The sequence below is a fragment of the Pseudoalteromonas sp. A3 genome (assembly GCF_025942345.1).
GTDB classification, from domain to species: domain Bacteria; phylum Pseudomonadota; class Gammaproteobacteria; order Enterobacterales; family Alteromonadaceae; genus Pseudoalteromonas; species Pseudoalteromonas atlantica.
In genome coordinates this window covers 15,246-37,975 of record NZ_JAPCKL010000018.1, presented here as the reverse complement: position 1 = coordinate 37,975, position 22,730 = coordinate 15,246, and the positions used below count along the sequence as shown (strand labels likewise).

Sequence of the window (22,730 nt, the reverse complement as noted above, 5' to 3'; positions counted from 1 at the left end):
TGTATGTGCGAATATGAGAAAGCTCATTCATATATGTTTTGGTGTAATAAAAAACCAAGAAGCGTTTAAGCTCCAAGAAAGTTAAGTACGACCTTGAAGCTTAAAATGAGAGATGGTATCTACAAACTTCACTTCTCATTTACTCCTCATTCCCTTCTCTTTGTGCATTTTTGTATTAAAGATCAATAAACCACAAAGAGGTTTAGAGACGCTTCTCTTTTAGAGAAGTAACTTGCATCTTGCGCGAGCAAGCTTCTCGCATACTGACAAAATTAACACCGAGGTAAATTACCTTGTGGACGCGCAGCTTGCTGGCGTTTTAAAAGCAACGCTTTTACCTGTTTTAACCTATTCGTTAACGCTTTTCCTTAACTTTTACGGGTAATCATCAACGTACAAACGCCGGCAATTATTCCCCAAAACGCAGAGCCCACCGAAAGCATGGTTAAATTAGATGCGGTTACCAAAAACGTAACTATTGCAGCCTCTGTGTATTGGGCTGAGCTTAAAGCTTGCTGCAAGCTATTAGCAATGGTGCCAAATAACGCAATACCCGCTAAGGCTAAAATTAATGCCTGCGGTAAACTTGCCACTAAACCAACAAGCGTTGCCGCGCAAAGTGCCATAACAATATAAAATACGCCTGCGGCAATACTTGCCCAATAGCGTTTATCGGGGCTTTTATCGGCCTCATCACTCATACAAATAGCAGCGGTAATAGCGGCTAAATTAATAGAGTACGTACCAAACGGGGCTGTTAAAATATTAATAAAACCAGTTACATTAAGCGTAGCCGAGATAGGCGCTTTATAATTATGAGCCTTTAGTACAGCAATACCCGGTAAGTTTTGTGAGGTCATGGTTACTATATAAAGTGGTAAGCCAATACTTATACACGCTTGCAAGTTAAACACCGGTGCTATGTATGCAAACTCACTTATTTTCCAATGAATAGCGCCAGTATCAATATGCCCCATTTGCCACGCCAGTAGCACGCCTGCAACTAAAACGCTAAGCATGGCAAAACGTGCAAAAAATCGTTTTCCTAAAAAATACATAAGCACCATTAGGCCTATAACCAGTGGTAGCTCATTCATAAAATTAAATACATCTATACCAAAGGTGACCAATACGCCTGCCAGCATGGCACAGGCAAGTTCGCTCGGTATACGGTTCATTATTTTTTCAAACCAACCGGTAACCCCAGACACAAAAACCAATGTAGCGGCAAACATAAATGCACCAATGGCTTCGCCTAAATGGTAGCCCTGCGCGCTGGAAATAAGTAAAGCCGCCCCAGTGGTAGACCATGCAATTAAAACGGGCACTTTATAATAATACGACAACCCAATAGTGGTTATACCCATTACCAGCCCTAGCATTAAAAGCCAGCTTGCGACTAAATCGGGCGTGCCGCCAAGGGTTATAACAACTTGATAAATAAGCGCAATAGAACTCGAAAAACCAATAATAACAGCCACCAACCCTGCGGTTGCTCGATTAAGCAGCTGATCGGAAAACGTCATAAAATCCCTCTTAATTTTAGATTTTTAAGCCCACAACATACGTTGCCTATTTACGCTTTGCAATTAGCGTTTACGCTATTAAGCGTGAAAAATATTCATTATTTTAAAATTTTTTTTACCTATAAAGATCACAGCCTTCATTGCCAAATTAAAAACAAAAACAATTATTCGCTTACGCTTGCACCCCGCTAAAATCCTATAAAAACCCATCCTTTTTAGCTCAATAAATCAAACCCATTATGGGTAAATTGTTTATTTACAATCATTTACAATATAAATAATTAGCACTTTTATACTACCACCACTAACTTGATCTAATTATCTATATGATATAAAACGTAACAATTAGTTAACCAAAAACCCCGTAAGAGAAACAAATGAAACGCGCTATTTTAATAATTGTTGCCCTTGGTCTATCTGCATTTGCTATTTATCAGCTGCTATTTAATACCGAAAAACCTCAGCAGGTAACGGCGCCTGTTGCAGTGGATATAGTGCCCGTTGACTCTCAATTTGCAGCAAATAAAAAAGCACCACAGCCCATTGATATGAGTAAAGATCCCGTTAACGTAAAACCTAAAACCATTGAGGCACCAGCGAAAAGCAACCAGTTTGAGGCTATAAACAAGGTATCTGAAAAAGCTAAAGAGGTACTTACCAACGCCAACGTACTACCAAGCGATTTAAACAACGAAGCCTACATAGAGTTCGACCTAAATACGTTACAAACCCTTGAAACTGGCGACTCGTTTGATATTTCAATCCCGCAAACCGTTGAAACCTACAGCGCCGAAATCACCTCGTTATCGGAGGCGAGTAATGGCGATAAAAGCATATTTGGCCAAGTTATTGGTGCCAACGGGCAACTACACACCACGGTTATGACCGTAGGAAACGATGCAATTTATGGGCAATTTACCGCACCTAGCGGCAATTACGTTTTTGAAAGTAAAGGTAAATATGGCTGGATTGCAGCAAAACGCGACTTATACCAAAACCACATAGAGCATCACGTAGATGCGCCCACACCAAAAACAGATAAAACCATAGATATGTTTGCCCCAAAAAAAACTGAACAACCCAACACGCAGTAACCCAACTAAATCAATCAGCAGTAAAACTTCCAACCACTACATAAGTAAGGAAATATAAAAATGAAAAAACTAATCACTACGGCAGCCATTGCCAGCGCGCTATTTGCAACCAGTGCAGCACAGGCAGTAACGATTGATATTGGTATTTTATATACCGACCAATCGGCCGCAGCTACGAGTAACATAAATACTAAAATAAACCAGCTGATCGCCTTTAGTAACCAGGTTTATAGCCAAAATGGGGTAGACATTACACTGCGTTTAGCGGGAACAGAAAACCTAGGCGATTACGCAATTACACCGTCTGAAGATTGGTTAGATGCAGTAACTAACAGCAGCTACGTAGATGGTTTACGCACTAGCTGGAAAGCCGACATGGTTGCCGTACTTGGTACCGGCCAAAGTGCGGGTAATGGTTTAATCTCGTGTGGTTTAGCCTGGGTTGGCCAAGGCACTAACGGTAATTTATACAGCTCAATGAGCGACCGTATGTACTCTATTACAGCTATTGATTGTGGCGCCACTACGTTTGTACACGAACTTGGTCATAACCAAGGCCTAGCGCACTCACGTAAACAAGGCGATACATCGGGCGGTGTGTATGTTGATGGTATGGGCCACGGCGTACAAAACGAATTTGCCAGCATTATGGCTTACCCGCACGTTTACGGTAGCGCAACGCAGTACGATTACTTCTCTAACCCTAATTGGAGCGTAAATGGCTTAGCCTTTGGTGTAACTAACCAAGCGTATGCTATTCGTACGGTTACCGACACTAAAACAAGCATTGCTAACTTTAAGTAAGTGATTTAAAGCAGGCTGTATTTAGCCCACTTATAATTATTTCCCTTTAGAGCGCATTTGCGCTCTTTTTTATTTGGCTTAAGGTTTGTTGATCTTTCAAGGTTAAGTCACTAAAAGCCTAAAAGTGCGCAGCTAATTAATGCACTACTATTTTTTGTTTTATAGCAGGCATTAACGTTTTACCGTTACCATCTGCTTTACTTAAAAGCTTAAGCCCCATTACTTTGGCAAGTACCGGGTAAATATCAAGATTATTTACCTTTTCAAGGCTTAGCCCTTGTTTAAAAGCAGGCCCTACTGCAATTAATGTAGCCGCCATATCATCGGTATAGGCATAGCCATGAGTACCTAAGTACATTGCTTTGCCTTCGTTAGTAAATACCGCTGGCGCATTAGTTTGCACAACAATATCACCCACCCGAGTGCCTTTATTGTAGTGATATGCTGCTAATTGCTCGTCGTTTAATACCGTATAACGCCCGTTTGCGGCTTGTTGCAAACGTTGTTTGTAAGTTGCAATTTGCTCGCTTGTTACAGCAGGCTTTGCATAAATAAGTAAACGCGGGCCGGTGTTTTTAACTATAAAATTATCGTTTTTAGGCAATGTAGATACATCAATACTTTGCTCTGGGTTTACATGCGCCATACCGTGATCGGATACAATAACAAGGTTGATCTCTTGCTCTAGCTTGCTTAAACGGGTTTGTAATTGGCCCATTAGTTCATCTAATTGTTTTACCGCATCGCGAGTTTGCGGTGCGTCTGGGCCAAACTCGTGGCCCATGCTATCAACAAGCGAAAAATAACTTGCTACAAAACGTGGGCGCTGCGCTTTAGGTAAGCTTAGCCACTGTATTATTTGATCAACACGGCCTTGGTACTCACTGTATTTAGAATAATGAAAGTAATAGTCGGGCGTCATACCGTTAAAGCGCGCATCCGACTCTGGCCAAAAATAAGTAGCCGACTTTAGCCCCTGCATTTTTGCTAAATTCCAAAGTGGAATGCCGTTTACCCACGTGCTATCGCGCATGCCTTTACCCATGCTGTAGCACTCGTTTTTACGGGCTTTATCACAAAAGTTATTATCTACAATGCCATGATTTACCGGCAGCAACCCTGTAATAATAGAAATATGATTTGGAAACGTTTTTGTTGGGTAAACAGGCATTAGCTTTTGCGCGCGTACACCTTTAGCAGCCATTGCTTTTAAATTAGGCGCGCCGTGTTTTTCTATATAATCCCAACGCATGCCATCTATTGATATAAGTACAATGGTTTGCTCTTTTGCCGCATATGTCGCTTGGCTGGTTAACACTAAAAGAGCCAACATCATGGCCTTTAAAAATACATACTTCATTACAAATACTCGCCTACATTAAAATGCGTTAAATACTGAAAAATATAGCTTTATAATACAATTGCCAGGCCTTAAATGATACAAGCACCTGTACCTAACTCGTCTAGATGTATATATTAACAAGTAAGTATTTAAAACGAATGACAACGCGCATTTACTTTGCCAGTCGTCACTACTAAGCAAGGACTCCGATGACTATCGACTTTAGTAAAAAAATAACCCCAGCGCGCATGTATCGCACGACTGCAAATTTACAGATGGCGATGGAAAGCGATCGCGGTCGTATAATTAACAGTGCAGCTATTCGTAGGTTGCAGCAAAAAACCCAGGTTTTTCCGCTAGAGCGAAACGCTGCGGTGCGCTCGCGCTTAACTCACTCACTAGAAGTACAGCAAGTTGGCCGTTTTATAGTACAGCGCATTTTTGCAAATTTAAGCTTTGAGCAACAAACCGAGTTTGGCTTAAAAGGGCTAGAACGCCCGCTCGAAAGCCTAGTAGAAATGGCCTGCCTAATGCACGATATAGGCAACCCACCCTTTGGACATTTTGGCGAAGCTGCCATAAATCACTGGTTTAATAATAATTTAGCTAGTGTTACACCAGCGCGCTGCCAAGAGCAAAATACCGGCATAGGGGTTATTTTTAAGCACTTAGCGCACGATATTTGTAATTTTGAAGGCAACGCCCAAGGCATACGCATAATTCATTCGCTACTGGGGTTAAACTTAACTTATTGCCAAAGCGCGGGCATTTTAAAGTACACCCGCCCCGCGGGATTAAACCCAAAAGACATACCACAAAATAAAAACTACTTAATGAAAAAAGTAGGTTACTACTACAGCGAAAAAACCTTTGTAGAGGCACTGCAAAACGAGCTGGTTATAGAGCCATACTGCCGCCATCCGGCAAGTTACATTATGGAAGCCGCCGACGATATTTCGTATTGCTTAGCCGACATAGAAGACGCCGTAGAAAAAGATATAATCACCACCGAGCTACTTTGTCAGCAGCTAAAAAGTGAATATAAAAAAGCCCTTATAAACCTAACCATTGACGACACCGAACACCTAAATTTTGTAGATAAAGCGGTAGATTACGCACTAGAGCGCGCCAACGCGCAGCCTTACAACTTTAATAGCGAATTTTTTATTTACCTACGCGTGGCCTTACTTCACCCGCTTGTAAACCACGCCGCTAAGCGTTTTATAGAGCACATTGCGCCTATTTACCACGGCGACTTTAACCAAGCATTATTAGAAGATAACAGCCACTTACATGCCGTTACTAAAACCCTTAAACAGGTGGCGCTTAAGCATGTGTTTTCTCACAAAGAGGTAGAAAAACTCGAACTACAAGGCTATCGCATAATTAACGGCCTGCTCGATTGTTATAAACCACTGCTACAACTTAACAGCGACGATTTTAAACGCGCATTAAATGGCGACTCACGATTATTAATCGAATCGCGTTTGGTTAAAAAGCTCTCTAAAAAGCACTTAAATAGTTATCAGCACGCCATAGATGCCATGCAAGAAGAGCCCGATCACTTTGCCGCTTACGAGTTTTACTATCGCTGTAGGCTAATTCAAGATTACATAAGTGGCATGACCGACCAATTTGCCTACGACGAGTACCGCAGCCTAATGGTGATTGATTAACGAGGGCGTGCTGTTGGGTGGTTTTTACTTATTTCACTAGGTTACAAACCTCACGCCGCGATTTAATCGCCCTTAGATTGAACAAATTTTCAATCCACAAAGGTCAACACGCCCTTAGTGCCTAGATATATTTTAATTTTGCGCTTAAAATCAAACTATTGATACTTAAGCGCCGTGTTTTATGATTATTAGACTCTCTCAACTTATTTTTTGCTTTGCTTTATTTTACAGCAGCCAAAGTGCTGCCTATAACGAAGCCATGTGTATTTTAATTAAGCAAGAAATGCAGCAGTACAGTAATAATAAAGCCAGTCAAAAGTTTCGTAAGGCTGCGCGTGACTATAAAAATAACTGTAACAAGCCTAAGCAAATACAAACAAAACCAAAACCTGTAGAGCCGCCAGTAGTTGAACAAGAGCCACAACCACTTGCCCTTACCCCCGAGCAAGAACAACAACTGCTTGAGCAAATAACTGCGGCCGAAAAAGCTATAAAACAAAGCGCAAGCAAAGCAACTACAAGCACTCAGCCTACAAATCAAATAAGCCAGCAAAGCTCAGAAACTAACGAGCCAGAGACTGCGCCAATTAATACAGTAAAGGATACGCCAAGCACACCTAAGGGTGAACTTGAGTCTAATAACAGCGAGTTAATACCTACAACTAGCCAAGCGCAGCCGGTGGCCACTGAAACCGCCCCAAAAGCAGCGCCTAAAATAGAGCCTAAAAAAGAGCAGCCAACGGTTAATACAACGCCCAAACCCGCACCTGTACTTATACCTGCGCCAGTTGCAGAGCCACCAAGTTCATTATTGTTACCAAGTTTGCTACTGCTTATTGTGGTATTAATTGGCGCCATGGTGGTTATACGTTTACGCCGCGCTAAACAAAATAAGCCCGAGCCGCCTGTTGCTCCAACGGCTACAGCCCCAAAAAATAACAACAAAAGCGCAGAGCAAGCAGCACCATCCAAAACGGCTCCAGCCCCAAGTGATGAGCTTTCAAAACCAGTTGTGCCAACGGTTTCGGTCCCGAGCGAGCCTGAGCCTGAACATGCAAGCTCTAATGCACCAATAAACGAGACAATTAACGAGCCATTGCCTGCCAATACGCAAGCCACAGAGGCTGAGCCAGAACAAGCTAAACCAGAACAAGATGCACCAGCACCTGAACCTAAAAAAGTAGCGCCAGAGCCAAACACCGCAGAGTTTGAAGCTGCCGCAAAAAATACATTAGCGCGTATTCAAAATGCAAAAGGCTTTGCAGAGCCCGAGGTAAGAGAGTTTAACCCAGACGCTCCTTCGGTTAAGCGCACGCGTAAGCACAAAGCCGCCGCAGTAGAACAGCCAAAAGCAGAGCCCGTTGAGGAAGTAAAACCACAAGAGTCTACTCTTATAAACGAACCGGCTGCGCCTAGTAACCCTATCACTGAGCCTAATACCAGCGCGCATCTGCATACAGCCGATAAAAACAGCGAGCTTGATCAAACCACGTTAAATAGCGAACACGACTTTAAAGAGCCCGAAATTCGTACCTACAATCCAGATGCGCCTTTAAAACCAAGTAAAGAGCCTGCACAAGCTACAGTTTCAGCAAAACCAAATAACGAACCCACGTTAGATGCGCCAATATCAACAACTCACCAACCACAGCCAGCTCAAGAAAAACCAGCGCAACCAGAGGCCGATAGTACGCCCAAGCAAAGTGATTCTAGCAACCCATTTGCAAACCTTTCGCTAGATGAAAGCTGGGACCCAAACTCAGATAAAAAGCCCGTGATTGAGGAAAAAAAGAAAGCGCCTAAATCACAAGCCTTAATAGAGGCAGAAGAGCGCGCTAAAAACATGCAAACAAAAGAATAGCCGAGCAAATAAGCTTGATATTATTGCTCTATACAAATAATTTTTAACGCAGCAAGTACGCGCTATTTAAAGATTAAATTGGTATTACTCAATTACCAGCACAAAAAAGCGGCCACAAGGCCGCTTTGTTGTTTAAAAATATAGAGCTGTATTAATGCGCTTACTTAAGCGAGCTATTTTAAGTATGGATTTAAGACTGAGAAAACGTTTTATTGCTACAAAAAATGCGCTGTTTAGTTGTTAAAACTAACTAGTTGTACATTGCTGTACTTTTAGCATCTTTGTATTTGTAACACAGCTAGCGCCAAGTTTGGCGGCTTAAAGTAATTAACTATTATTACGCTTAGTATTATTCGGGGGGCATGTTTTTAATATTTAAATCGTATTGTAAAATACCATCGTTATTAACCGCTACACCCGCTAATTGCACAGAGTGATTAGCAAACTCTTCAGACGCCGACAAATGCGCTAACACGCCGGCTATATCCTCGTGTTTAGGTTGGCCGTCTGTTGCCACAATGCCTGCATTACAATCGTTTTGCTTACACTCAAAGCTGTACAAAAATAGCGACTTTTCAGCAAAGCTGCTTTGCACTTTATCTAAAAACACTTGCTCTGACTGTGCTAACTCAAGCGTACTTTGAATTTGAGCAGCGCTTTCTAGCTCAGAGTATTCACCCACCTCTTGGGGAGTAATCACTATTTGCTCGGTAAGTGCAGTACCTTCTTTATTAGTTACATCGTGGCTACTTTGCATTGCTTGTATATCTACCACCAGAGGTTGAGCAGGCTGCACAGCCGTGGTGTTAGTTATTGAGTTGGGTAGATTATTTTGAGCCAAGGCGGTCAAATCGTTTTTAAACACGTACAAAGTTGCAGCAGTGATAGCGCATGCAATGAGTAATTTGTTCATAATACTTCCCTCCTTCAACCAATTTACGCAATACAATTAAGTGAAATGCTTTTTAAGTGTAGCCAATGTTAATATTATGTTTTGTTTGGGTGTGTACTGTCAATCTTTAATACTAGGCAGTGCAAATTAAAAGAACAATTTTATCAATGTTAATATTTAATGAACCACTGGTAAGCTCAGCGCGCCACATTATAATGCTGGCAATAGCTACACGCTCATTTTGCAACCAAGCAGCACGTTATTTATTTGTAACAAACTGTAAAAAGCAACTCTTTTTATGACCACACCTCAACCAATAAGTTTGCGTTTATTGTTACTAAAACTTAAATAAAATTACCCAAAGTAAATAACCGCATAATCAAAACCACACACAGCAGTTTTAATTTGCTAAAAGATGCAAAGATTACATAAAGAAAGGCACTAACATGTAGGCGCGATTTTATATCGCGCTTGTAGACGTGAGCTTGCTCACGTTAGAAACGCAGCTTCTCATTACTTAAAAAATTAACACCGTAAAAGCCCTGCTTTTAAACGAAAGCAATGTTCGTCTACAAGGTTACACCAAGCTTTGCCGTTAGCACTCGATGTAGGCGCGAAGCTTGCTCGCGCTCTGTATTTTTAGTTCCTTATTTCGCGTTGGCGATGGCAACCAAGGGGCGAATACCGCCGTATGCCCCTTGAAGTGCCCCGAGCATTTTGCGTTTTCCTCAAAGCCGAAATAGATATGAACGTAGCCGCCGTGTATTCGCCGCCCATGGCGAGGCCACAGCTTTAATTGCATTGCCTAAAGGGATTTAGGTACTTGAAATTTTTCGGGAACAAAATTCCGCCATGCAATCAATTAAGTCCTTTCGGGCAAAATGACGGGGGAATTGTCTTGGCATTAGCCTTTAAGTTTGTTGTTGGTATTACCGTTATGTATATTAAAGTTAACTTTTACTTTTTACCTTGGCCAGTAAGTTACCTAACTTATCTAGCTCGATTAACCAGCATCTCAAAGCTTTATGATACTCCCCAAAATAACGAACACAGTAAACAGCGGCTTGAAATTTTTAATCAGCAATTACTTAAGTTTAAGCAAACCGGCCGCTATCAAGCTTACTTTTATGCGTTAGATAATGGCGTTTATCAGCCCACAAATAAAGCCCAGGCCGACTAATCTGGCGCTGGTTTAGAGCTACGAGCTAGGTTTTAGCAAAAGCCCGCTGCCTTCTCATTTCTTCTTTATGGTTCATAAAAGCGCCAACCAATAAATGACCATTTAATCAGTCATTAAATAGCTAATGACTGTTTTAATAATCTTTAACTTATGTGAGGGATCACGCTTTCTAAGCGCTTTATGTCAATATCACTGATATTAGCAAAACGTTTAAAGTGCGTTGGCCACTGGCGAGTATAGCTTTCAACCTCTGCAATTATTTTTGTTGCTTGAGCCTTGTTGAGGCCAAAGCGTTTGGCTTGTGACAATAAATTATCGATACTAGCATATCGGCCATCATCACCAAGCCCTATGCCATGCTGCTTTGAGTTATTAATAGGGGTGATATCATAAGCGGGGCTCATACGCCACGTTTGCCCAGCAAAGTGATACAAAAATGCATGATTTCGGCTGTGATCATCGGTATTACCAATAAACACGTTAAATACCATTCGCTTGTAGAGCTCTGTAGCATCAGCAGCGAACTCACCTGTGTGGTGGCGAATAAATTCTGCCAGTTCACCGTAGCTATAGTATGTTGCTAAGTCGCTTATCGCGACTTTTGGTTTTTGTAATAAGCTATTGGCGCTTAAAAAGTGATGAGTTGGTAAGTCATCGCTTACATCAAAACGTTCAACTAACAGAACATCGCCATTTTCTGTTTCATGAATACGGGTATTTGCAGTGCGAATCCCCAATTCATTAGCCATACACATAGCACCATGCTCAGCCCTAGCTAAATTAAACAAATCGTCTTGACGATTAAACTTTGCTAAATAAAGCTTTTCATCAATTTTTACAGAGGTTTTAGGTCTTGCTCCCCCCATGCTTTGGCCAAATTCAAAGGCTTTTTTTGCTTCCTGTGAAATCGCTTTATTGGCGAGCAAATCGTCCTTTGCTTGATCTAACAAGGCTAAATCGGCTAATGTATTTTTATTCGCTTTATGTTTTGATGCGCTGCGCGACAAACTAAATACCAAGGCGCCAACACCATACCCAGACCCTGCGAGTAAAAATTCTAGCTCATTCTTTGGCTTGGTATTATGTAACGACAGTATAAGCTTACGCCCCCACGAATCAGCTCCCGCATCACTTAACACCCCAAACACACCTTTATTGGCAGAATAACTAACTATGCCAGGCTGTAATGGTAAATGCAGCGGATCGAGCGCAAACGCATCAGAGCGCGCAAGGTAACTTTTACCATAATTAAACTCACCTCGGCCAGTTTGTGTATTTAACTTAAAAAAACCACAAATTATGGGGCTGTCTTCTAAACCGTCAATAAATACATAAGCTTCAGAAGTCATCGTTAATCACCTGAGTTTTATTGCTTTTACGCTGTCTTGCATTATAACCGCCCACATCTGCGGCTAGCTCGTTAATTTCATCCAGCAATGAGCCTTGCAATTGAAGAACAACAAGGGCTTCAAACAATATATCGCTTTTTACTACCTCTCCTTGTTCAAGCTTTTGTACCGTGGAGCGAGATACACCAATCATCTTAGCGAACGTGCTCTGGGTATAAAGTAAAGTTCGATGCTGACGAATTAAATCACCCAAGCGACGCGCCAACTTTAATGCTTGTTCAGATCTCATAAATGACTACCTAATCGGTCATTAATAAACTAATGATTAGTTTAGCGGTATTTAATATGATTGCAATATTATTTAAATAGAGACGTAATGAGCTTCGAGGAGCGAACTTAAAGCGCCTAGTCCCTTTTGCGTTCCCTCTTCAGCGCAGCGCTTCATAACCTCTTTGTGAATAAATCACTTAAAACCATATATGCACAAAGAGAAGTGAATGAGGGTAAATGAGAAGACAGTAAACTATGGGTAACGAGCCGCGAGCAACGGGCTATAAATTCAGACTAACCCCTAGCGCCTTTAACCTATTCCCACCGTAGGCGTTAAGCTTGCTGACGCTAAAAAAGCTAGGCTTTTAAATTACTTTACTTTCATGCAGTGAACGCTGAACTACTTGATAACAAATCGCACGTTGCTGCTCTTGGTTTAAATTTACTTGTCGCATCGAAAGAATCGTTTTCACTATTTGTTTATGCGAAACAATTGGAAAGAGTGGGCGCTGTTTTAATTCGACAAACCAACCAGGAAAGCACAAAACAGGGAAAACTTGAGTGTTAAAACCCGTTGCCTCTTGTAGCCATTTGTTCACCCAATTAGCCTGCTTTTGGGCTTGTTCTAGCGGCTTACTTTCAAACCAAGAGGGAAATGCTAAATGATTATTCTCAAATTTAACTTTGTAATTTGTATCGTCTTTTATTCGTTTATGCCTGCCCTTTGTTTCAATAGCAAAAATACCATTTGGCCCTACCACTAGGTGATCAATATTAAACCCATCTGCTTGTATATCATGAAACACTTGGTACCCATGTGACTGTAACTCTATAAGCTCCGAGGCAACGGCAAGCTCCGCATCTCGTCCAAGTTTAAGCTTTATCAAAAGGTTTGATTTAACCCAAAGCTTTCTTGCTACATAAACTAAACCCAATGCAATTAAAATAACCAAAAAGTAATTTAGCTCGCCGCTGGCAAATACTTCAGCAATCCCTTTAATGGCAAAAGGCATCATAACGATTAAAGCAGATAAAAAGATAAGCCCTATTACATCAACAATCTTGTCATTTACTTGCTCACTAAGTGTTTGTGCAGCAACACGTTTAAGCTTTTTACGATCTACAGGTAGTTTTGCATTTTTTTGATGAAGCCATATTTTGAGAAACAAAACGCCTAATAAGGAATAAACACTACCTACAATAACTAAAAGGCTTAAACCTTGGTTTAATAAATCATCCATGGGGAGTTCCTATAATCACAATGTTTACGTTATACCTTAAACGGATACATGTCACACTAGTTATGTCTATTTTAAGTCCAATATAAAGTTTCTGAAATCGAAACTTTTTCTTTTTAAAAGTAATCAAATCATTTAGTCTAAATAATTTTATTATACTGATTTTTAAGGACTAAAATGATAAATGAAATAATAAGTGAAGCTAACAGGTTAAAGCAAGAAGCAGGTCAAGACCTATCCGACCAATTAGCATTAAAATTCGGAGAATTAAAATGTGAAGGAATAATAAAGCGATTTAAGAAAAGTGTTAATTTCCCACATTCAAATTACCAATATCAAAAACAATACCTTGCGAATTTTCTAATTGAAACATTAGATGATCAATATATCGTAATTAATAGCAGTACATCATTTAGAAATGATCGATTCAAAATACAAGCATATGATCTAGAAGGTATAAAACAACATTCGGCTATAGCTGAAAAAATAATTGCCTCAATAATGCTTTATCCAGATGATCAAGCAAAGAACAAAACATTCAATGCCTTTAAAGGCTTGCTAGAAAATAAAAAAGCTTATACTCCTGCCACCCACACACTCCTTTTAAGTGAGTTCATAGAGTTTTTAGAAAATCATAAAACAGCAACTGAAGAGGAGAAAGAAAAAGAGCAAAAAGAAACTGAATTACAAAAAAATCAAGTAGCTGAAAACATAGCCAATTATAATCCTGCTAAACTAGGGAGCTATTATGGGCTGAAAGGTAATGCATTTGAAAAAGAGATAGTACATAAGCTAAATGATACTCAGCTTCTAGAGAGTTTTAAGTTATTCAACAGCACCCCAGATAAAATTTTCAACTTAGTGATAAAAACCTTATTAGCTGATAGCCATATTTCACCTAATGAAATTATCAAGATAAAGGTTTCAAACACTATTACCAAATTAAAAAATGGTGGGAATGCTAAAACTGATCTTGTAGTAAAATTGACTACACAAAAAGGGGCTTTCGAAGCTACTATTTCAATTAAAAATACTACGCAGAGCAGGGTGTCTTGTCATGACTACAAAGCTACTGACTTTATTAGAGTGTTGGACCCTCAAAATATAAGACTAGCTTACTACCTAAACTTATTTCAAAAAAGTGGCTCCGATAAGGACTTCATTAAAAACCTAAACGAAAATGACAGCGTAAGGGAGTTCGAGGAAATACTTACTCCTTATAAACAAAAACTAATGGAGTGGGTATTAACAGGTGCCCATGATTCGGAAAATCTAATCGAGCCAAAACTTCAAATTTCACAATATTTACTTATAAATAAAAATGGCACTATAAAAATGGTAACATTTGAATCATATATTGCTGAGTTAAATACTAATATAACTAACTTAAAATATGGGCTACCGCTTAGTTGGACTTACCCATCAAAGAACCGAGGAAAAAGAATACAATTAAAATTACCCATTTTGATTTAATCTTTCTTTTTCCTCTAATTGAGAAAGGGATTTCTCAATGCTTTTTGCGATTTCTGTAACAACTTTAATCACTACAGAGTTACCCATTTGTCGATACATTTGTGTTCTTGACACAGGAAAAACAAAATCTTTGGGAAACCCCATCACAGCTTTGCACTCGTTAGCACTTAATAAGCGAATACCTGTTTCACCGCCTCTAACAAAAGTTCCTGTCAATCTTTGGATCTTATGATAAGAAGAGACTAATGTTTTAATATGCCCCTTTGAGTTCTTATCGACTATTGTTGGGCGACCATCATCTTTTTTAAATAAGTAAGATTTTTGAAGATGCTCTGAAATAGTATACCCACTTACATCTTCCTCAATAAAATCGCCTATATCAGAAGAGATCATTGGAGGAATAGGAAAACTAAAATCAACTTTATCTAGAAAAGCTACTAGATAGAAACGTTTTCTATTTTGCGGTATACCAAAGTCCTTTGCGTTCAAGAGTGTATGATGGCAATCATAACCTCTCTTACTAAGCTCTTGTAAAATCACTTTTAAAGTATTGCCTTCATCATGGTTAACAAGGCCTGCAACATTTTCAAGGAAAACAACTCTTGGCTTTTTTGCATCTACAACTTTTACAACTTCGTGAAACATTGTCCCTTGTGTTGGATGTTCAAACCCTTGCCTCTTTCCGATTGAGCTAAATGGCTGACATGGAAATCCACCACAAATAATGTCATGGTCAGGTATATCCTCAACATCTATTTTTGTAATGTCACCAAAAGGCACTACGCCATAATTTGTGTAATAAGTATATTGAGCATGAGGGTCAATCTCTGAAGAGAAGACACACCCACCTCCAATTTCCTCTAAAGATTTACGAATACCACCTATTCCAGCAAACAGATCAATGAACTTAAATCGGCTATTCTTATTTTTTTCACGTTCTATAACATGTGTTTTTACAGCAAGCTCAAGATGATTGACCTTAAGGTCTTTAGGTTTGTAATCGGTATAAATTTGCTGCATGTAAAAATCTCAATACTAGATAACGTTAATTAGGAGGCGATACTTCTAAAATATTTAGACCGAATCATACACGTTACCGTTAAGAGCCTCAATGAATAACAAAAAATACTGTTTATCCATACAGAAATTTATTTGCCGCAGTTATTAAAAAAGCCAGGAAACGCATAACTCGCACTTATAAGTGATCACCTATATGTGCGATTGCTATTTGAGGGCTCTCTTCGTTTAAACGGTTAAAAAAGCCGAAGTAAATACGATTAAAAAAATAAGTACCATTCCCGTTAGAGTTGTCGACTCTTTCAAGCTTATAATGATACTCACAATTTACGTTTTTATATTCAACATTATTAATATAAAAATCTCTCTTAAGAGCTTTTAGCTTTCTCTTATTTTTACCACTCCCTTCTGGTGTTACTGAAAAAGGCAAAGCTGCATTAAGGGTGTGTATATTAGAATGAGAATTATACGGAATGACTTTATATGTGTTCATATAATTAAGGCAGTCTGTTATTCCCTTTATAAATGACTCATAACCTCCTTCGATTTTTCTAATACTATCGAACGTTTTATGAGCAGCATGACCTGGATTGTCTAAAAATAACAAGTTTCTATATACTTGCACAAATGCTTTAGCGTAGTCCTTATGACTTCGCGTATTTTTTACTAGTACTTCTGAGGAATAATGAACTAAACACTTCTCGGTCGTTATGGTACGTTCTGGTTTATTGGTCAACACTGAGTCTATATTAGAAGAATATAAAGAAAGCCAAAAACCATTATAGTATGGAGGTTCAGAGTCCACGATAGCCTTTACCGCAGTCTCGTTTTTAGAAATCGTACTGGCTTTACTCATTTGCTGATCATAGATTAAACTCATAATAGCTCCAGCATCAATAGAGTCTACTTGTTTATAAATATCTATGGCTGCACGCTCATCGAAGTCGTTAGACTTAAAAAAAGTTACAAAACCTTTGTCCATCTTGTTTATCAAACTCGATACAACTTTAAGGGAATAAACTACATCATTTTCTGGTAAATTAAAGTCAAAGCTTTCTGGTGTAAAACAAACGCCCGCTTTCATGAATCAACTTCCTTTATTTGGTAATTCACTTTTACCAGTCATAATAGTAAATAAATCTTGTGCTTGCTGATCGAAAAAGCCTTCAGGCCAGGCAGATAGCTTCCCATCCTTACTGATTAAAATGAGTTCTACTTTACTTTCAAGTTTACCTTGTGAAATATAATATAGAGAGAAGATCGAAGGGTCGAACTCTGTATCTGTTTTGGTGATTACTCTAATTCCATTTAAAAGGTGATCACTATGTGTTTCGATTATAACTTGCACACCAGCCCTTGCTGTTAGTGCAATTAATCGCCCTAAATAACTTTGACCTTTGGGGTGTAAATGAGCCTCAGGGTTTTCTATTATCACAACGCCTCCTTTCTTTGTGTAAAGCAATGCAGTAACAATTGATAACGCATAGCTTATACCAAAGCCAACATTTTGTGGTTTAAGTGAATCGTGTCCATTTTGACCAAAAACATTAACCACTGTTGAAGCTTCTTCAAATAACCTTGAAGTTACAGAAATGCCGGGACTTATCTCACTCATCCATGCATCGATTTGATTATGCAAAGCTAACTTGGGCTCATCATGATGTATCCGAGGATCTGATATACAATCTTGAGAACTGGTTACAGAACCTACAAATAGACGCCTTGAGCTGAGTGTTTGGGATAAGAACTCAGCTGTAAATTCTCCTTTTGCACCCAACCAATCCTTGTGAAAGCGATTAGACTCAGTGATATCAAAATTACTTTTAGGACCAAAACGTTCAGCTTGTAAATACTGAAAGTTTTCCAATAATTCATTGTATGATTCTGAAGAGTCTGTACAACTATCTGACATTCTTCGTAAACGATCATTAGCCAAATTTTCTTGAGTACCTCGATCTTCATATCCCCAACATTTTAGAACTCCATCAATAACTAATTCGATAGATAATTTTTCATCTTCAGCGAATTTATTTTGTATATCTTTAATAAAACCAACTTCAGTTAAACTACCATTTAGCGTAACCTCTTTAGAGAACCGTGATTGTAGAGGTATTGACAATGCTTGAATCGCAGTACTTTTCCCCACTGAGTTTGAGCCACAAAAGACTGTTAGTGGAGTAAGAGTAAAAGTTCTTGATTGATAACACTTGAAATTATGGAGCTTTATTGTGTTAATCATTAGTTTATTTCCTTATAAAGTGGCATTAACTCAATATCCAATCCTGTACTTTGCTTCAACATTTCTCTAAATGCAGCAAACCGATATCTAACAGTGACACTTTTCCCAGTAGAAGTGCTAATAGAATAAAGAAAACCACGACCTTCTTTTTTATAGATGTCTGACTCCCATTCAGCAAAGTCTGTTGAGTCATTTGCGATTGCTTCATAAAGTATATCTATTAAATCTCCACCTGATTGAATAACTTGAGCTTTTTGATGAAGATCTAGCTGGGAGAAATAAGTGATAATTAATTCAAATAGTGGTTTGCTAATCGGTATCTTACGGGCTTTTTCGGGAGTTTTCTTGAAGGCATACTCACCAAAAACCGCTCTAGCTATTTCTAGGCCAGTTAAGAACTTTTTTGCTATTTCAAGGTAGGCTCGACTATCTGGCTTAATAATAGCTTCACCATTATCAATTGCTTCTGAGTTTTCTAGGCTTAATTTGTATGTGTTCATCAAGTCCATAGATTTAGATAAGAAGCTGTTATATTGGTTTTGAAATTTCTTATAACCTTGCAACATAAAAGAAATCGCAGATAAACATAACTCCATATCTTTTTGCCTGTCTGATTTGACTTTGTCCTGAGTAGCTAATCTAAATTCAGGACTTGCAGCTAAGAAACGTAAAAATTTGACGCTACTTCCTTGGTTTAACGCAGAGCGAATCTCCTGGTCACTAAGTTTAACACCATATGTATTAATCCTATGAAAAAGCTCAACAATAATGTTGTCTTTATCTGATGCCATATCAATTAAGTGGGCTGTTAAAGGGTATTCTCTAATTTTCCTCTGCTGGGCTCTTTCCAATTCACTAAACACTTTCTCATTAAATTCATTTAGAACTTCTAACCCTTCGAGTGGAAACTCACCGCGCATGTAATCATAAATAGTAGTGATTCTTTGAAGGCCATCTACGATAATCCAATCACCATCAGGTTTTTCTGCAAAATAAAAAACAGGCAATGGCAAACCCATCAGAATAGATTCAATTAACTTTGATTTTCTCAATCTAGGCCACACTCTATCTTTTCTTTGAAAGTCTGGCTGTAATTCAATTTCTCCAAAACTTAATCGATCATAAATAAGTGAAACTACAGGCGTAAGTTGCCTTATCTTCGTTCTACCTGTACTAACTGATCTGTTACCATCTTCACTTGAATCGCTTGAATCACTTGAATTTTCAATACCCGTTATAGTCTCATCATCAAGTAAATCACCAATTGATTTACCAGTTTGATTTTCAACTTCGTCTTCATCATTGCCTGCACGTTGAGCTATACTACCATCAAGTGTAACAATAGAGTTGATGACTTCTTGATTAAGCTCCATAAGCTTGTTGAGTGAGCTTGCAACAACTTCTATTTGAACATCTCCGGGGTATTTTTTAACAATTGCGTCAAAAGAGCTCTTTAGCGTATTGAATATACTAATTTGGGAATCAGAAATTTTTTGATTTGAAAGACTAGTATAGTTATCTATTTTTTTTCTAATTATTCTAAGTTCTGAGGTAGGAAGTTCTGACAGGTTACCTATTTCGCTAACTGGCTCATTGCGAAGTAAAAGGTGCTTCCTATTTTTATATTTAAAGTGTTGGATGTATGGTAAATGCGCGAAAATAGTTTCAGGTTGATTACGACTACTGCCGCCGCCATATAGGGCTTGATCAACATTACTAAATCCCTTAATTGTAAGCTCACTCCATATGTCTTCTAACTCTCTAAAGGAACGAGCTGTTCCTTTAGAATTTGGGCTATTTGAAACAAAATATTTACCAAGATTTTTGTCTATAGATGTTAAATATATAGAAGGAGTTTTTGGATTAATTGAACATAGCTCTTTATCAATTAATTTTTCCATATCGCTTAAGATATCTTTAAAGAACATCCCTTGGCCTTTATAATTACTTTTGGTATCAATAAGTTTAGCACAGCATGATTTATATATGCTATATGGAAACATGGACATTGGACCCCACCTAAAGATAAAACCAAAATTCAAAATAACATTTGAGAGCTATACCCTTATTTAGTGAATTAACTAACTAGATCTATTTACCTATAATTTAATCCTTTAATTGTACAGTTCAGCACTTGCCGCATAAATCACTTAAAATTTCACTCCTAAAAAGCTTCACTTTCCACGCCAGCAAGCTACGCGTCTACAAGTTAAAACGCGAGGTAAATTCCCGCCCTCATTCATAAACACCAATCTACCAACACACTCCTACCCCCCGTGATCACACCCGAAAGTTATAAATTGATGAGTAATTACTTGCATGGATGCAAGTTAAGCCGTGACTTCGCCATGGATGGCAAATACACGGCGCTTACGTTCACATCAATTTTTAACTTGAGGACACAGTGTGATCCTCGGGCGCGCCGTGGGATTCCAAAGGGTGGACGGCGGTATTCACCCTTTGGTTGCCGCCAGCAATCTGGCATAAACCTCGAATAGAGGTTATTAAATCCCTAAAGCTCTCACGTAAAAAACCTATTTTGAAAGCTTCGCTTTTAACGCCAGCAAGCTGCGCGTCTTGTATCTACACGTTAAAACGCGATATAAAATCGCGACTACAAAACCACTTGTTTAAAGCGTGCGAACGTTCGCATGCTTTCATCTGCAATCATTACCTCGTAATCAGGGTTTTGAGCGATTAGCTCATATTGCCCGTTTGGTAATTTATTAACTTTGCGCAGTAAATACTGCCCGTCTCCGCTTATATCGTCTCGCTCTATCGCGACTATTTGGCCGCGAAGTGATCCGGCTCTATCGGAAGTTATAAGCTCAAGTAACAATAAGTCGCCATCAAGTATTGGGTGTTTACCGCCATTCATAGAGTTACCCGAAGCACGTGCTAAAAAGTGTACGTTTGGGTCAAGCTTGCCCGCGCCAAGTGGCGCGTCTAAATATTCAACATCGCTGCTATCGCCAGTTTTAAAATGCCCACAGGCAACTTTAATATTAGGGAAGTACGGTAGCTTTAATGCTTCATCAACTGATTTTAAACTAATGGCAGGTTCAGCAACTTGATTTAGCTCAGGCTGTGGTGCATTTGGAAACGTAAACAATTCTGCAGTTGGTTTTGCTTGTTCGAAATAGTCTTTATTGGCAATCCATAATTTAGCGCTGTTTGCTTGCGCTACTTGGTAAGCCCAATTGCTTACAGCGAGAGATTTATCGGCATCGCAATGAAAATAGGCACTTAGCTCATTACTAATAGTTTGGCTATTAACGACCAAATTTTGGTTTTGCCAGCGTTCACGGTGCTGCTGTGCGGCTAAAAAGTCGCGTTTGTTGTTATTACATTTGCGGTGCGCGGCCACAAAATTATGGCCAAGATCGTTTGCATAGCGGGCAAACGGTATAAAGTGATCAACCTCAACATCGTTTTTCATTGGCTTTTGGCAATAAAAACAGGTGTTTGATTGCAGCTCTACTAAAACAGGCTTTGCCTTGGTAAGTGCATTACGGTCTACCCCAAATAAAAACTCTTGCAGCTGACTTTGCGGGCCAATAAGGGCTTGGTTGTGCTTTATACTTTGAATTTTTTGAAGCCATGCATTTTTAGCCAAGTATACAACTAGGTCATAAAAGCGCCTAAAGCAGCTAGCTATACCTGCATTTAACGTAATAAATTGAGTGCTGTTTGTATGTGGGTATAAAAAGCATTCTTCTTGTTTGGCGAGAATTTGTAAGCGCCAAAGCGGCCCTGATTTTAGTGTTGCCATAGCAGCATTAAACGTGGGCTTATAAAACGGGCTTTGCTTAAGCTGGCGAAAGTTACGTATATTGTTTTGCTGGCATTCAAACAATACGCTAATTACTTTTGATTGCGCGCCTGTATTTTGCTTAAGTAAGGCGCTTTCGCCGGTGTGCTCTGACGAAAACGGCATTGCATGATGCCAGTATAAGGTAATGAGTTTATCGGCAAGGGTTGGTAGCTCTATTACTAATTCACTTTGCTCAGATAACAGCGGTTGCTCTACGCATACATCGGCAATAGCGTGTAAAAGTGCAAACTTGTAGGTAGCGCTAAAATCGCCCTCAACCAGCATGCGTTGTATGTACGCTATAAAGTCGAGCTGTTGCTGCATTGCGCTAATCATAAAATGGGAGCAGCCTTTATTATGGCATTTAGCCATACTTCGCTTTCGCGCCCTGGACGCTGATCAACACTTTGCCAGTGCTTAATTATTCTTAATTGCGTGTGTTGATTTAGCAAATTACTTAATAACTGCTCGGTTAAATCGGTGAACTCACGGCCATTATGTACACGCTCTTGCGTGCCATATTTAAACGATACATATAAAACGCCATTGGGTTTGAGTGCATTTTGCAGGTTTAAAAATACTTGAGGAAGCTCGGCCTTTGGCACATGTAACAAACTAGCGCAGCACCAAATGCCATCGTATTTATTAACACACTCAAGCTCATGAAAGGTTTTAACCTCGACCAGTTGTTGTAAGTAACTGCTTGCAAGCGCAGCAAGCGCTGGGCTTGCATCAAAAGCCGACACATTAAAACCTTGGCCTTTAAAATAGGCAGCATCGCGAGCTGAGCCACAACCTGCATCTAGCACATGGCCATTTTGGACAACATAAGGTAAAAACTCACGGTAAAGCGCCGACATATCAACATTAAGCGTTGAGTCGCTAAAGGTTTGTGCATGTTGGTTATAATAATTTAGTGTGGTATTGGGCACTGCTTATACCGCTCCTTGGCTTT

Annotated in this window: 18 protein-coding genes; 6 read left to right on the top strand and 12 right to left on the bottom strand. The window is 39.3% G+C overall.

Going from position 1 to position 22,730, the window contains the following annotated elements; genetic code table 11:
* Window positions 1-368: 368 nt before the first annotated feature.
* Window positions 369-1,526 carry a benzoate/H(+) symporter BenE family transporter gene (locus tag OIZ54_RS19675; RefSeq protein WP_264391111.1) on the bottom strand — a complete coding sequence of 386 codons (1,158 nt, stop codon included), beginning with the start codon at window positions 1,524-1,526 and terminating at the stop codon, window positions 369-371.
* Window positions 1,527-1,903: 377 nt separating this feature from the next.
* Here OIZ54_RS19675 and OIZ54_RS19670 point away from each other — a divergent pair, with 377 nt between their 5' ends.
* Together OIZ54_RS19670 and OIZ54_RS19665 are read left to right on the top strand one after the other, a co-directional pair.
* A complete protein-coding gene (locus OIZ54_RS19670; RefSeq protein WP_054982083.1) occupies window positions 1,904-2,620 on the top strand; it encodes a hypothetical protein in 717 nt (238 codons plus the stop codon).
* Between the two features lie 60 nt (window positions 2,621-2,680).
* Window positions 2,681-3,424 (top strand): zinc-dependent metalloprotease family protein, encoded by a 744-nt coding sequence (locus OIZ54_RS19665; protein WP_004589607.1) that lies wholly within the window; start codon window positions 2,681-2,683, stop codon window positions 3,422-3,424.
* A gap of 136 nt (window positions 3,425-3,560) precedes the next feature.
* Here OIZ54_RS19665 and OIZ54_RS19660 read toward each other — a convergent pair whose 3' ends face one another.
* Window positions 3,561-4,784 (bottom strand): alkaline phosphatase family protein, encoded by a 1,224-nt coding sequence (locus OIZ54_RS19660; RefSeq protein ID WP_264391110.1) that lies wholly within the window; start codon window positions 4,782-4,784, stop codon window positions 3,561-3,563.
* A 191-nt stretch (window positions 4,785-4,975) separates the two neighbouring features.
* Between OIZ54_RS19660 and dgt the strand changes: the two genes are divergently transcribed.
* Complete coding sequence (gene dgt, locus OIZ54_RS19655) at window positions 4,976-6,442, top strand: dGTPase (protein ID WP_264391109.1); 1,467 nt, start codon at window positions 4,976-4,978, stop codon at window positions 6,440-6,442.
* Between the two features lie 181 nt (window positions 6,443-6,623).
* Window positions 6,624-8,303 carry a cell surface protein gene (locus OIZ54_RS19650; protein ID WP_264391108.1) on the top strand — a complete coding sequence of 560 codons (1,680 nt, stop codon included), beginning with the start codon at window positions 6,624-6,626 and terminating at the stop codon, window positions 8,301-8,303.
* Between the two features lie 349 nt (window positions 8,304-8,652).
* Here OIZ54_RS19650 and OIZ54_RS19645 read toward each other — a convergent pair whose 3' ends face one another.
* Window positions 8,653-9,216 (bottom strand): hypothetical protein, encoded by a 564-nt coding sequence (locus tag OIZ54_RS19645; RefSeq protein ID WP_264391107.1) that lies wholly within the window; start codon window positions 9,214-9,216, stop codon window positions 8,653-8,655.
* An 877-nt stretch (window positions 9,217-10,093) separates the two neighbouring features.
* On the opposite strand from OIZ54_RS19645, the gene OIZ54_RS19640 reads away from it, so the two are divergent.
* A complete protein-coding gene (locus tag OIZ54_RS19640) occupies window positions 10,094-10,375 on the top strand; it encodes a hypothetical protein (RefSeq protein WP_264391106.1) in 282 nt (93 codons plus the stop codon).
* A gap of 143 nt (window positions 10,376-10,518) precedes the next feature.
* Here OIZ54_RS19640 and OIZ54_RS19635 read toward each other — a convergent pair whose 3' ends face one another.
* The 3 genes from OIZ54_RS19635 to OIZ54_RS19625 form a co-directional block, all read right to left on the bottom strand.
* Window positions 10,519-11,724, bottom strand: coding sequence for a type II toxin-antitoxin system HipA family toxin (locus OIZ54_RS19635; RefSeq protein ID WP_264391105.1), 1,206 nt, complete (start codon window positions 11,722-11,724; stop codon window positions 10,519-10,521).
* Window positions 11,714-12,013 carry a helix-turn-helix domain-containing protein gene (locus tag OIZ54_RS19630; RefSeq protein WP_004589614.1) on the bottom strand — a complete coding sequence of 100 codons (300 nt, stop codon included), beginning with the start codon at window positions 12,011-12,013 and terminating at the stop codon, window positions 11,714-11,716. Before OIZ54_RS19630 ends, OIZ54_RS19635 begins: the two co-directional genes overlap by 11 nt.
* A 346-nt stretch (window positions 12,014-12,359) precedes the next feature.
* On the bottom strand, window positions 12,360-13,235 hold the full coding sequence (locus tag OIZ54_RS19625) for a nuclease-related domain-containing protein (protein ID WP_264391104.1): 876 nt from the start codon (window positions 13,233-13,235) through the stop codon (window positions 12,360-12,362).
* 174 nt (window positions 13,236-13,409) lie between these two features.
* Between OIZ54_RS19625 and OIZ54_RS19620 the strand changes: the two genes are divergently transcribed.
* Window positions 13,410-14,705, top strand: coding sequence for an MspI family type II restriction endonuclease (locus tag OIZ54_RS19620; RefSeq protein ID WP_138686004.1), 1,296 nt, complete (start codon window positions 13,410-13,412; stop codon window positions 14,703-14,705).
* Here OIZ54_RS19620 and OIZ54_RS19615 read toward each other — a convergent pair.
* From OIZ54_RS19615 to OIZ54_RS19590, 6 genes are all read right to left on the bottom strand, one after another.
* Window positions 14,688-15,725 (bottom strand): DNA cytosine methyltransferase, encoded by a 1,038-nt coding sequence (locus OIZ54_RS19615; protein ID WP_138686003.1) that lies wholly within the window; start codon window positions 15,723-15,725, stop codon window positions 14,688-14,690. The two genes, OIZ54_RS19620 and OIZ54_RS19615, sit on opposite strands and share 18 nt — an antisense overlap.
* A 175-nt stretch (window positions 15,726-15,900) precedes the next feature.
* Entirely contained in the window at window positions 15,901-16,806 is a 906-nt protein-coding gene (locus OIZ54_RS19610) for a hypothetical protein (protein WP_138686002.1), read from the bottom strand.
* 3 nt (window positions 16,807-16,809) lie between these two features.
* Window positions 16,810-17,961, bottom strand: a complete 1,152-nt coding sequence (locus OIZ54_RS19605; protein WP_138686001.1) for a DUF3696 domain-containing protein — start codon at window positions 17,959-17,961, stop codon at window positions 16,810-16,812.
* Window positions 17,961-19,970, bottom strand: coding sequence for a DUF262 domain-containing protein (locus OIZ54_RS19600; RefSeq protein ID WP_264391103.1), 2,010 nt, complete (start codon window positions 19,968-19,970; stop codon window positions 17,961-17,963). Before OIZ54_RS19600 ends, OIZ54_RS19605 begins: the two co-directional genes overlap by 1 nt.
* Before the next feature lie 605 nt (window positions 19,971-20,575).
* Window positions 20,576-22,111, bottom strand: a complete 1,536-nt coding sequence (locus OIZ54_RS19595) for a S24 family peptidase (protein ID WP_138686000.1) — start codon at window positions 22,109-22,111, stop codon at window positions 20,576-20,578.
* Window positions 22,108-22,707, bottom strand: a complete 600-nt coding sequence (locus OIZ54_RS19590; protein ID WP_264391102.1) for a class I SAM-dependent methyltransferase — start codon at window positions 22,705-22,707, stop codon at window positions 22,108-22,110. Before OIZ54_RS19590 ends, OIZ54_RS19595 begins: the two co-directional genes overlap by 4 nt.
* Between the last annotated feature and the right edge of the window lie 23 nt (window positions 22,708-22,730).